The sequence below is a fragment of the Deinococcus sp. Arct2-2 genome (assembly GCF_004801315.1).
In the GTDB taxonomy this organism is placed as follows: Bacteria; Deinococcota; Deinococci; order Deinococcales; family Deinococcaceae; genus Deinococcus.
The window spans coordinates 34,151-45,645 of sequence record NZ_SSNW01000045.1; the positions used below are offsets into that span (position 1 = coordinate 34,151).

The following is an 11,495-nucleotide window of genomic DNA, read 5'->3' on the forward strand; positions in this document are numbered from 1 at the left end:
CGGAGGCTCCGCTGTGAGTACCATCAACTTTGCTGCCCGCGAAATCAACTGCAAAATCGTGTATTACGGCCCCGGCATGAGCGGCAAGACCACCAACCTCAAGCACGTGTTCGGCAAGGTTCCGGCCCACCTGCGCGGCGAAATGGTCAGCCTCGCCACCGAAGACGAGCGCACCCTGTTCTTCGACTTCCTGCCCCTTGATCTGGGTACGGTTCAAGGCTTCAAGACCCGCTTTCACCTGTACACCGTGCCCGGCCAAGTGTTTTACAACGCCAGCCGCAAACTGATTTTGCGCGGCGTAGACGGCATCGTGTTCGTGGCCGACAGCGCCCCCAACCGCTTGCGGGCCAACGCCGAAAGCATGCGTAACCTCCGCGAAAACCTGGCAGAACACGGCATCGACGTGCGCGACGTGCCCATCGTGTTGCAGGTCAACAAGCGCGATTTGCCCGACGCCCTGCCCACCAACATGATCCGCTCGGTCATCGATCCCCGTCAGGAATTGCAACTGTTCGAAGCCACCGCACACCTCGGCGGCGGCGTGTTCGAGACGCTGAAAACTGTGAGCCGCTTGGTGCTGGAGCGCTTGTCTCAGAATAAGTAAGTGGTGAATAGGAACAGATAAAGGATTGGAGTTGTGGCCCTGCCGAGTTGGTGGGGCTTTTTTTGGACATTGGCTGGAGAAGGTGGATTGTGGAGGGGTAATCGCTGGCGCTCACTCACCCCCTCTGCTTCGCAGCTCTGCGAGTCCCAACCTCCCCCCTCAAGGGTGAGGAGCTAAAAGCCCCACATTCCTGCCCTTGCCTTTAGCCCTCGCCCCCTACGGGAGAGGGGCGCTGCGACAGCAGCGGGGTGGCTCGCAGAGCTGCGTCAGCAGAGGGGGCAATTCCGCCGCGATCCCGTCCCAAAGCAAAACCCCCACCCGAAGGCAGGGGTCTCACGCTCTTATCTGTTCCCACTCACCACTGCCCACTCACCACCGACAGCCCTCAAACATCCCGGCGGTCAAAGGCAAACACAGCCATCAGCCCAAAGCCCACCGTATAGATAATCAGCAAAATGAGCGGTTGCGTAATGTCGGTTTGCTGGGCGTACAGGTTCAGGTGGCTGGTGAGCAGCACGCGCTGGATGGTGTCGGGGAAGACCACCAGCAGGCGCATCAGGTTCAGGGTGGCGAACGTGGCGAGGGCAGCAGCGGCGGTATTCAGCAGCAGCACGCCGTACAGCAGGGCAAGGGCAGCAATGGGCATCAGCATGATGGCGGCCAGTAAACTGCCGCGCAGCACTTCGGCAAACGCCTGATTACTGCTGAGCGTGCCCACGCCCACAAACAGCCCCGGCCCCATGCCCGTGCCGCCCGTAAACTCCCCGTAACCTCTGGGAATGCCCGCCAGCAGCGATCCGATGACCGTAACGGCCACCAGCAGCACCGGATAAGACAGGGCCACGATCAGTTTGCTGGCAATGACCGTGGTGCGGTCTACCGGGCGCAGCAGCAGCGGGGCCAACGTGCCCTGACTGACCTCTGTGCCGATCATTTCGGCCACCGTCACGGCAATAAACAGCGGAATCAGGAACTGTACAGCGATGCCGATACTGATGGCGGGAATCTGCCAGCCGCTGACCACCGCCACCTTCATCAGTACTTCTAGGCGTGGGGCAAAGGCCCACAGCAGCGGCAGCACAAAGCACACGATCAGGGCGAGGCGGGCGCTGCGGGAACCGAGCAATTTCAGGAACTCGAGGGTAATCAGGGTCAGCATCAGGCTTGCTCCACGCGCTCGCGGTAGTACTCGTACAGGTCGAAATGGTCAGGGCTGGCCTCGAAGACCCGGATGCCCTCGTTGCTGAGGTGCGCCAAAGCGTCGGGCACGCGGGACTCGCCGCCCAGATAGGCGATGGCGTAGGGCGTGCGGGTGCTCACGCGGCGCACGAATGGCAGCCGCTCTAGCGCCGAGGCCGCGCCCACCGGATCGTCTACCCGGAAGCGGTAGGCCGCCTGCCGCGCCCGCAAATCCACCGTGTCTACCATGCGCCCGCCCGTCAGGATGCCCACCGTATGCGCGTATGTGGCAATTTCACGCAGGTGGTGGGTACTCAGGATCACGGCGCACCCGCTAGTCGCGAGGCTGGTCACGATGCGGTGAATCAGGCCGATGCCGAGGGGATCGAGACCGCTGGTGGGTTCGTCCAGAATCAGCACCTTGGGTTCGGCCAAAATAGCGGAAGCGACGCCCAGCCGTTGCCGCTGCCCCAGCGAAAACTCCTGAACTTTTCGGTCGGCCATACGGGTCAGTTCCAGCAGGGCCAGCACTTCCCGAATCCGGTCACGGCTGACTTTGCGCCCGCCGGGAGCCATCGCTGCAAGATTGGCGTGGGTTTGTAGGTTTTGCGTGCCCGTAAACTGGGGGTAGAACTTGGCCGGAGCCTCCACCACTGCGCCCAGATAAGCGCGGGCGCGGGTGCCGTCGGTATGCACGTCGCGCCCCAACAGCCTCACCTCGCCGTCGGTGGGAAAAGCCAGCCCGGTGAGGCAGCGGATGAGGGTGGTTTTCCCTGCACCGTTGGGGCCGGTCAGAGCGTACACTTCGCCTGCCTTTACGGTCAGGTGAACGTCTTCGAGGATGGTGTTGGAACCGTACCGCTTTACCAACCCGCGCACCTCGATGGCTGGGAGTGCGGGCGCACCTTGCTTAGTCACTTGCCTAACCTAACCTAATAAAGTCCACCAAGTTCTTACACTGCCCCCATCATCGGCCAAAGCATGAAGGGGAAGGTAGAAAAAGACATGGTGGTGGGGCGGGGAAAGGGGATTGAGGAGCTTTGGCGATGGTGGTTAGGGCGGGTACGCCGCGTGTAAACCCCCCAGTCTGCTGCGCAGCCAGCCCCCCTTAAAGGGGAGCGCAACAGCAGTTGTCCTTCCCTCAAGGGGGGGCGTTGCGCCAGCAACGGGGGGGTTCACCTTCCATCTCCGTATCACCACACCACAAGAGCCGGAAGCATCAGCCCCGGCTCTCGCTTGATCTGAGTTTGTTTACTGGCTCAGAAGGCCTTAAACCGTGTCAGGCGGAAGGGCGTTTCCGGTGTGCCGCCCATCAGCTTGTTCAGTTGGCTCTGCGTGACCACCAGATCACCGCCCACCGCCGTTAGCGTGGCGGGAAAGCGCAGACCTTGCAAGGGTTCTTCTGCAACCAATGTGCCTGTACCCGAGTCGGCGCTGAGGCTCACTTTGCTGACCACGCCCATTGCGTTGCGGGCCACGTACAGCGCGCGCGGGTCGGCGGGGTTCAGCAAGATGCCGTCGCCGCGAGTCAGGCCACCCATCACCTTTTTCACGGCCTTGGTACGCAGGTCGATGCGCCACAGGTCGCCCGTGTTCAGCTGCATGGTCAGTAGGTAGCGCCCGTCGGGGGTCGCCAAAATGCCGTTCAGATTGATGCCGGGGCCGTATTTGATGGGCGTGTTGCCCAGATCCAGCCACGCGCTCAGCTTCAGGTCGGGCGACACCCGGAAAATGACGGGGCGGGTGGAATCGGTGACGTACACGCTGCCGTCTGCGGCGGGCGCGAGGTCGTTGATATACGGATTAGGACTCTTGGGCGTTTCCAGAATGGCGACGGGTGTGCCGTTCGGACTCAGCACGCTGACCGTACCTGCCGCGCCGCCTGCTACCCACACGCGGCTTTGGCTGTCTACCTTCAGGCCCAGTGCGCTGCTGCGGCCCAGTGCCCCGCCCTCACTGAACAGGTTCACGGCTCCGTTGGCCGCGTTCACCGTATAGATGGCTCCGGTGGCAGCGCTACCCGTGTACAGCACACCCTTTTTGGCGTCGTAGGTCACGCCTTCGGGGAAGGTTTGCACGCCCGGCAGCGGGTAGTCACGGGTCGCCACCGCGCCGCGCAAAATCGTGCCGCACTGCACCCGCGCTCCGGTCATGCCCGACGGATCGCTCTTATAGTCGTCGGGCTTCTCGTGAATGATCAGGGTGCGGTTCAGAATCCCGTCCATGCCCGTCAGGGAAATCTTGTCGGACATGAACGAGGCGCGGCCCACACCGTCTGCGCCCACCGTCAGCATGGGCAGGTCGCCGCCGTGTCCGTACTTGTTGCCCGCCGTGGAGCTGTCGTGGTTGCCGCTCATGGCGGGATCGAAGTGGGGGCCAGCCGCGCCGAACGCCACCACTTCATTCACGGCGGCGTCTATACCTGGCAAGCATTTGCGCGTGTCATGGACATGCATGCCGTGTTGCCCCGGCGTCAGCCCCCGCGCTTCTACCGTTACGGCCACTGCCGAGCCTGCCTGCCGGAAGGTGGCCGTGCCCTGCGCCTGCCCCTCTGCGTCCACGATGGCGGCGGTGGCCGTCAGGGGCGTGGTGGCCGGGGCCATCATCTGCACCATTTCTGCGCCGCCTGCTGCCGCCAACCCCAGTGTCAGTACACCCAGTGCCGTCCATTTAACCCGTTTCAGCAGCATCTCAGTTCCCCCCGGTGTAGCGCACGCGGTAAATGACGCCGCTCTGGTCGTCGGTAAACAGCAGGCTGCCATCGGTGTACTGGGCTATGCCAGCCACTCGGCCAAACTGCTTCCATTCGCCGTTTTCCTCGAACACGAAGCCCGAAATAAAGGGCGTGATGGAGGTGGGCTTGTTGGCGGCGTCAAAGTTCACGCGGGCAATTTCGTAGCCGCTGGGTTCGGAGCGGTTCCACGATCCCCGGTAGGCCACGAATGCATCGTTGCGAAATTCGGCGGGAAACTGCGTGCCCGTGTAGAACTTGGCGTCGATGGCTGCCGCGTGCGCCGTGTAGTTCAGCGTGCTGCCTTGCGTGCCCGCGCAGTAGTCGGCCTTGGTGATCTTGCCGGGTATATTGCCCACGTTCACGTAAGGGTCTGGGTTTTTGTCGCCGTAGCAAAAGGGCCAGCCGTAGTTTTTGCCGCGCAGGATCACGTTCATCTCTTCGGGTGGAATGTTGTCGCCGTGCCAGTCGCTGCCCTGATCGAAGCCGTACAGCGTTTTGGTCACCGGATGCCAGCCAAAGCCGATGGTGTGGCGCAAACCGCGTGCGAACACTTCCCGAATCTGTCCAGCCGGGTTGATTCTGAGCATGGTCGCTTCTTCGGGGTTCAGGGTGGGCGCGTCGTTGTTGGTCGAACCGAAGGTGGCGTACAGGAAGCCATCCGGCCCCCAGTGAATCGTGCGGGCGGGGTGCTGGCCTGCATCGGGGAAGCCGTCGGCAAACACGCGGGGCACACTGAGCGTGCCGTCTTTCGCCATCGTCATGACCCAAACGGTTTTCTCGCCCACCACGTACAATTTGCCTTCTTTCACATCCAGCCCGTGCGCGGCTTTGATGTTCTGGGCAACTTGCTTGCGCTCCACGGCCTCGATTTTGCCGTCGTTGTTCACGTCTTTCAGGTACCACACGTCACCTTGCTGGCGGCGCGTCAGGTAAATGCCGCCGTCGGGCATCACGTGCATCATGCGGGCGTTCCCCAGTCCGGTCGCCATCACGCTGAGGGTAAAGCCCTCGGGCACGGTCAGGCGGGCGAGTTTGTCCATCGTAAATTCCAGCGGCGTCGGCTCGTTGCGCGTGGCGGTCACGGTCACGGGGCGGTCGGGCGGCGCAATCGGGCGCGGCTGCACGGGCGGCAGCAAGGCTGGGGGCGGTTGCTGAGCATGTACGGTCGAAACGGGGCCAAAGCTGGCAAGAGCAAGGGCCGCCGTCAGAGCGGTCAAAACGGGTCTAGGCATGTTGTGGAGCCTCCTAAAAGGCAGCATCACACACGCCCGAAACAATCAAACCTGATTTCTGACACCTTCTGAGTAATGCCTAAGCCTCCTCTCAAAGCTGGATTGGGACGGCCTTTAAGTTTCAAACTGGTCTGTTCCAATTGACTTTGATAAGAGTAAGTTGAAGTCTTAACTCCTAGCGATAAAGAGCGGCAGGTCAGTTTTAGATACGGCCCCCAGCTCCACAGCCCGGCGGTGCAGTTCCTTTACGGCACGTTCTCCTTCTTCGCCTACATCCAAACTAAATTCGTTGACGTACAAGTCTATATGCGCCCGCATCACTTCGTCCGACATCTCGGCGGCGTGGGCGCGGATGTAGTCGGTGGCGGCCTGCGGGTGCGCGTAGGCATATTCAAGGCTGCGGCGCACAGCAGTATTCAGGCCCAATTGCAGTTCGACGGGCAGGTCGCGGCGCACCAGAATCGCGCCCAACGGCAACGGCAGCCCAGTTTCGGTTTCCCACCACGCGCCCAAATCCAGCACTTTGCTTAGGCCGTGCTGCGGGTAGGTAAACCGCGACTCGTGAATAATCAGGCCCGCGTCTACGGCTTGGCCTTCCCACTCGCCGCGCTCCACGGCGGGCATCACGGCGTCGTAACGCATTCTCAGCACTTTTACGTCTGGGTACACGGCCCGCAACAGCAGTTCGGCGGTGGTCAGTGCGCCGGGAGAAGCCACTACCTTGCCATTTAAATCCATGCCACTCAAATCCAAGCCAGCCGTTCCATCCCGCGCCACCACCAGCGGCCCCACGCCCCGGCCCAGTGCGCCGCCCGCCCGCAGCGCCACATACCTGTCCATCACGCCGAAGTAGGCGCGGTAACTGATCTTGGTAATCGGCAGGCGGCCTTCTACAGCCCAGTCGTTCAGCGTTTGCACGTCTTCCAATACCTCTTGCACAGGCACAGGCGACGGCGTGAGGCCCGCGTGCAGCGCATGAAAAATAAACGTGTCGTTGGGGCAAAAGGAGTAGCCCAGTTGCAAAACAGGGGGGAGGGCGGCGTCGGTCATGGGGTCAGGGTACGCCCACAGCAGCGGGGCAATGGTCTTTGCCCTACAGGAGTCTTCAAGGTTCCCTGAAGGCCGGAATCAGGCTTCATCAGCGGCGCGTCACGGGGGTTTGGGTACGCTGAGCGCATGATCCGTTCTGTATTGATTCGATCTGGGTTGTTGGCGGCGCTGGCCCTCAGCCTAAGCGCCTGCATGACCCGCCCGATGTCGGCCAACTCCGGCAGCACGGAGCCGCAAGTTCAGCGCGCTGTGGCCTGCGCTGAAGGTTACATGCGCCCCGACTTTGACCGCCTGCAAGCCGACTTGAGCGCCGCCCGCACCCGCTGGCAGGCTGCCGCGATCTCCAGCTACGCCTACGATTTCGCTCAGTATTCCTTGCCCGTGCGCTTTCCTGCTGTGCGCGTCACGGTTAGCGGCGGGGCAGTGCAGAGTGTGGCCCTCAAAGCTGGGGAGGAGGGCGAACCCTCAGCGCAGGCCCGCGCCACCGTGGAAGACCTGTTCCAGAATATTGCCGACGCTCTGGCCTATCAGCGGGGGCAGCCTTGCCCAGCTGTGGAAACCGACTATGACGCGCAAGACGGGCATCCGACGCGGCTGTACAGCGGGATTAAGGAAGCGAATAGTGCCGATGGGGAAGGGGAGTGGAATGTGACGGGATTTGAGCGGCGTTGAGGGCGGGGTTTAGGGTTTGTCCCACGTTGGAGTCCCCCACCCCCCAGCCCCCGTCCCCAAAGGGTGCAGGGGAGTTGGTCGCTCTGCTTCGCAGCTCTTCGAGTCCGCTCAGGAGGATTGATTTTGTCGCGTCCTGACTCGGCTGAATCCCTCACTTGAAGCGAAATCGCCAGTCGTCTTGAACATGGAATTGGCCCGCGCGTTGCACGGATGACGGCCTCACACGGATGGGACGGGGACGATGTGGGGTGGCGGTGTCTGGGGTTTTTGCTCCCTCACCCTTGAGGGGGGAGGGCTGGGGAGGGGGTGAATGAGCTTCAGCGATTGCCTTGCCGCCCTTCCTCAGACCCTCGACCCTTAGACCAGTTCCTACCCCGGCCATACCAATCCCCAATCCTCCGTTTCCGGCCACTGCACAGGCAATCCCAGCCGCAGCCCCGGCCCCGAGATTTCCTGCACGGGCACGATACCCACGCCTGCGCCGCAAATCCATGCGCGTGTGACCTCGGTCAGTTCGGCGGCAGAGACAAGGCCCGTTTCGTACTTCTGCCCATCTAAAAAGGCGGCGCGGGTCAGGCCCGGTAGGCCGCCCAGCGGAAGCACCAGTCGCCCGGCGATTTCTAGCACAGGTGAGGTACGCGAGCCGTCTACGACGTGTCCGGCCGTGTCCATCAGCCAGCCCTCGAAGGCTCCAGCGGCGGTGGCTTGCTGCGCGGCGAGGCGGTAGGGAAAATAATTTCCGGTTTTGTGTGCGGCCAGTTGCGGGTGCGGCTGAATGTCGGTCAGAACGACACGGACGCCAGCAGTGGGGCGTGGGCCGGGCGTCAGTGGGCGGTGCAGGGCAAAGGTGCCGCCCGCTGTGACTGTGACGCGCAACAATCCCCACGCGAAAGCTTCTAGCGCTGGCAATTCGGTTTCAGGCGCGGGCAGGCCCAGAACTACGCAAGTGCCCGCCAGCCGCGCCCAATGTGCGGGCCAATTCAGCGCCGTACCCTGCCGCGTCCGAACCGTGCTGAACGCCGACGCCCCATGCAACCACGCCGGATCGTCCAAGACCGCAGGCAAGACCTTCATAGGTTTTCCCACAATCCACGATCCACCCACCACGTTCGACTTTCCTTCAACCAATTGCCCAGCAGCACCCGCCCAAACGGACTCAAGATACTTTCGGGATGAAATTGCACGCCCCACGCGGGCGCGTCGGCAGCTTTCAGGGCCATGATTTCTGAACTATCGGCGCTGCGGGCAGTGACCAGTTTAGGCGGGAGGCCACGCACCACCAGCGAGTGATACCGTCCAAATTCTGCGCCTTCTGGAATGCCTGCAAACAGCCCCGTTCCCGCGTGCTGCACAGCTTCCGGGCGGCCATGCACCGGCGCGGCCCGCTCGACTGTGCCCCCCAACACTTGCCCCAACGCCTGATGCCCGAGGCATACACCCAACAGCGGAATTTGCCGTTCCAGACACAGCCGGGTCAGGGCCAGTGTGCAGCCGCTAGAGTCGGGTGTGCCGGGGCCGGGGCCGATCAGCACGGCGTCGGGGCGCGTTGCGAGCAGCGTTTCGGGTTGTTCGTCCTGCGAGTGCAAGTTTACCTGCGCCCCCAGCGCCCGCAGATCGTGGGCCAGATTCCACGTAAACGAATCTCGGTTGTCCAGCAGCAGCACGCGCAGGCCCGCACCCGCAGCGGCACTGGCGGCGGGAGACTGCCACGCCCGTCCCTTCACTGGCAAGGCCGGAGCCTGCGCCGCTCGCCCCGGCATGTCTGTCAGCACGCCCAACAGGGCCTGAGCCTTATGCACCGTTTCCCGCGCTTCGGCGTCGGCGTCGGCGTCTATGACCGTGCCGCCGCCTGCTCGCACCGTCACCGTCCAGCCGTCTTCCCCGTCTTGCTGCGCTGTGTCATGGGTAAAAGCTGCCGTGCGAATCAAGATGTTCAGATCGACCCGCGCCCCCGACACGATGCCCACGCCGCCCGTGTACCAGCCACGCGGCCCCGGCTCCAGCGCCCGAATCGCCTGCATCACACGGGGTTTGGGTGCGCCTGTAATCGTGCCGCCGGGAAAAGTGGCCGCCAGAACGTCGCGCAGCCGAATGTCAGGGCGGGCGGTGGCGGTCACTTCCGACACCAGATGCATGACGTGGCTGTAGCGTTCCACCAGCATCAAATTGGGCACGGCCACCGTTCCAGCCGCCGCCACCGCGCCCAAATCGTGGCGCACGAGGTCTACCAACATCGTGTGTTCGGCCTGCTCTTTGGCACTGGCACGCAGCTTGCCTTCCAGTGCGGCGTCTTCTGCGGGCGTGTCGCCGCGCCGCCGCGTCCCTGCTATCGGGCGGGCCGAGAGCTGATCACCTGTCCACAGCACCAAACGTTCCGGGCTGCACGACACGACCACCTCTGGCCCCATATCTAGGAACGCCATGAAGGGGCTGGGATTCACGTCCCGCAGGCGCAAGTACGCCGCCAACGGATCGCCCGCCGCCGTTGCCCGCACTCCCCGCGACAAGTTCACCTGATAGACCTCGCCTGCCCGGATGAGATCCTGTACGGCCCGCACACCGCCTTGATAGGCCACGTCATCGGCACCGAATGGCCCCACCTTCAGCGTCGGGATGGAAGCTGGAGCATGGGCCAACACTGCTGCCCAGTCCACATGCCCGGCCTCGCCCACCACCGTCAGCGTGCCCGCCTGCCTGTCCCATACCAAGCCGCTGGGATAGAAGCCCCACCACGCAGAAGCGCCGTCCGAATCGTGAGTTTCCAGCCCAAACTCCCGCGCCGCCTCGTACTTTAGGCCGCCTAGCCACGCCGGAAACAACTCACCGCCGCCGGGCCGTTCGGGGAGTTCAGTTTGCACCCGCACAGGCCACGCGCTGAGGTACGAATAGCGCCCGTAATCCACCTCTGGCCCCAGCGATTCCAGCAGGGCTATGCCCGGCGCGTGCATGTCCCGCAGGCGCAGCAGCACGGCTGCCGGAGAGAGGAGTGGGGGAGTGAGGTCTGGCACGGCTGTAAGTGTAGAGAAACCGTGAGTGGTCAGTGGCTAGGGATGAGTGGAAAGGTCAAAAGCACCGCAGGAATCTTGGGCAGTTTCTACGATCCACGATCTACCCACCACGTTCCTGCCCAATCCCCTATTTCCTGTACGACTTTCAGGGTAAACTCCCCCCATGTGGGTTTCGACCAAAGCGCAATACGGACTTCGTGCCCTGATTGAAATTGGCCGCCGAAATGGGGAAGCGGTGCCGCTTAAGGACGTGGCAGAGCGCCAAGGTCTCAGCCAGCATTACTTGGAGCAGATCGCCAGCAACCTGCGCCGGGCCGGGTTTATTCGCAGTATTCGCGGCGCACACGGCGGCTACCGCTTGGCGCGGGCGGCGTCGGCCATCAATGCCTACGATGTGGTCACGGCGATGGAAGGCAGCATTGCCCCGGTGTCCTGCGTAGAGGACAACCACGTGTGCGACAGTCAGAACGTGTGCGGCACGCAAGACCTGTGGTACCGCGTAGACGCCGCCCTGCGCGACGTATTGGGCGGCACCTCGTTGGCCGATCTGATCGAGCAGAGTGACCGACAGCAGCACGCCCGTCTGGTGCAACTGGAACCTATGCGGCCTGACGTGCTGGGGCTGGGCGGGTAAAAGGGGCGGCTAGAGGGACTGGCCCCCTCAATCGTAATACTCCAGCAGCGTTTTCAGCCCTGCCCACTGTGCTTGGTCATGCCCGAAAATGACCAGCCCGATCTGCTCGCGTTCCACCAGATCAAGCAGCTTGATGGTACTGACGCGGATCGCCTCGGCGTCCGGGTTGCTTCCGTCATCCTGCTCATCCCGCGTAAAGCCTGCACCGAAGGGAACCGCATCTATCGGCAGTAACACCGCCCCCGTGTTGGGCAGCCGCACCAGCACCGATTGGTGTCCCGGCACATGCCCGCTCGTTTCTATCAGCTCTAGCCCCGGCAACAGTTCCACCAAGAGTTTCCACGGTTACCCCAATCGCGTGTCAGGCGGCGTGGGGTTGTTG

General features: G+C 63.0%; 11 protein-coding genes. 3 read left to right on the plus strand and 8 right to left on the minus strand.

Annotated features, from left to right (window positions below; genetic code table 11):
- The first annotated feature begins 13 nt into the window (after positions 1-13).
- Complete coding sequence (locus tag E7T06_RS16555) at positions 14-604, plus strand: ADP-ribosylation factor-like protein (protein WP_019008293.1); 591 nt, start codon at positions 14-16, stop codon at positions 602-604.
- A 385-nt stretch (positions 605-989) separates the two neighbouring features.
- On the opposite strand, the gene E7T06_RS16560 is transcribed toward E7T06_RS16555, so the two are convergent.
- From E7T06_RS16560 to E7T06_RS16580, 5 genes are all read right to left on the minus strand, one after another.
- Positions 990-1,763 (minus strand): ABC transporter permease, encoded by a 774-nt coding sequence (locus E7T06_RS16560; RefSeq protein ID WP_136366874.1) that lies wholly within the window; start codon positions 1,761-1,763, stop codon positions 990-992.
- The gene (locus E7T06_RS16565) at positions 1,763-2,701 is read right to left on the minus strand and encodes an ABC transporter ATP-binding protein (protein WP_064014152.1); all 939 of its coding nucleotides are present in this window, start codon (positions 2,699-2,701) and stop codon (positions 1,763-1,765) included. Before E7T06_RS16565 ends, E7T06_RS16560 begins: the two co-directional genes overlap by 1 nt.
- A gap of 341 nt (positions 2,702-3,042) precedes the next feature.
- Entirely contained in the window at positions 3,043-4,473 is a 1,431-nt protein-coding gene (locus tag E7T06_RS16570; protein ID WP_136366875.1) for a superoxide dismutase family protein, read from the minus strand.
- Position 4,474: 1 nt separating this feature from the next.
- Positions 4,475-5,749 carry a sorbosone dehydrogenase family protein gene (locus E7T06_RS16575; RefSeq protein ID WP_168733598.1) on the minus strand — a complete coding sequence of 425 codons (1,275 nt, stop codon included), beginning with the start codon at positions 5,747-5,749 and terminating at the stop codon, positions 4,475-4,477.
- A 168-nt stretch (positions 5,750-5,917) separates the two neighbouring features.
- Positions 5,918-6,799, minus strand: coding sequence for a 1,4-dihydroxy-6-naphthoate synthase (locus E7T06_RS16580; RefSeq protein WP_136366876.1), 882 nt, complete (start codon positions 6,797-6,799; stop codon positions 5,918-5,920).
- Between the two features lie 126 nt (positions 6,800-6,925).
- Between E7T06_RS16580 and E7T06_RS16585 the strand changes: the two genes are divergently transcribed.
- Positions 6,926-7,471, plus strand: a complete 546-nt coding sequence (locus E7T06_RS16585) for a DUF6174 domain-containing protein (protein WP_136366877.1) — start codon at positions 6,926-6,928, stop codon at positions 7,469-7,471.
- A 369-nt stretch (positions 7,472-7,840) separates the two neighbouring features.
- Here E7T06_RS16585 and E7T06_RS16590 read toward each other — a convergent pair whose 3' ends face one another.
- Entirely contained in the window at positions 7,841-8,545 is a 705-nt protein-coding gene (locus tag E7T06_RS16590) for an aminotransferase class IV (RefSeq protein ID WP_136366878.1), read from the minus strand.
- On the minus strand, positions 8,542-10,419 hold the full coding sequence (locus E7T06_RS16595; RefSeq protein ID WP_136366888.1) for a chorismate-binding protein: 1,878 nt from the start codon (positions 10,417-10,419) through the stop codon (positions 8,542-8,544). The genes E7T06_RS16590 and E7T06_RS16595 overlap by 4 nt, the downstream gene beginning before the upstream one ends.
- 223 nt (positions 10,420-10,642) lie before the next feature.
- Here E7T06_RS16595 and E7T06_RS16600 point away from each other — a divergent pair, with 223 nt between their 5' ends.
- On the plus strand, positions 10,643-11,113 hold the full coding sequence (locus tag E7T06_RS16600; protein WP_136366879.1) for an RrF2 family transcriptional regulator: 471 nt from the start codon (positions 10,643-10,645) through the stop codon (positions 11,111-11,113).
- A gap of 27 nt (positions 11,114-11,140) precedes the next feature.
- Here E7T06_RS16600 and E7T06_RS16605 read toward each other — a convergent pair whose 3' ends face one another.
- Positions 11,141-11,443 carry a hypothetical protein gene (locus tag E7T06_RS16605; protein ID WP_205750960.1) on the minus strand — a complete coding sequence of 101 codons (303 nt, stop codon included), beginning with the start codon at positions 11,441-11,443 and terminating at the stop codon, positions 11,141-11,143.
- Positions 11,444-11,495: the final 52 nt, after the last annotated feature.

Coding starts and splice junctions, on each gene's coding strand:
- E7T06_RS16560 (WP_136366874.1), bottom strand. CDS start 1,763: ATGCTGACCCTGATTACCCTCGAGTTCCTGAAATTGCTCGGTTCCCGC.
- E7T06_RS16570 (WP_136366875.1), bottom strand. CDS start 4,473: ATGCTGCTGAAACGGGTTAAATGGACGGCACTGGGTGTACTGACACTG.
- E7T06_RS16575 (WP_168733598.1), bottom strand. CDS start 5,749: ATGCCTAGACCCGTTTTGACCGCTCTGACGGCGGCCCTTGCTCTTGCC.
- E7T06_RS16580 (WP_136366876.1), bottom strand. CDS start 6,799: ATGACCGACGCCGCCCTCCCCCCTGTTTTGCAACTGGGCTACTCCTTT.
- E7T06_RS16585 (WP_136366877.1), top strand. CDS start 6,926: ATGATCCGTTCTGTATTGATTCGATCTGGGTTGTTGGCGGCGCTGGCC.
- E7T06_RS16590 (WP_136366878.1), bottom strand. CDS start 8,545: ATGAAGGTCTTGCCTGCGGTCTTGGACGATCCGGCGTGGTTGCATGGG.
- E7T06_RS16595 (WP_136366888.1), bottom strand. CDS start 10,419: ATGCACGCGCCGGGCATAGCCCTGCTGGAATCGCTGGGGCCAGAGGTG.
- E7T06_RS16600 (WP_136366879.1), top strand. CDS start 10,643: ATGTGGGTTTCGACCAAAGCGCAATACGGACTTCGTGCCCTGATTGAA.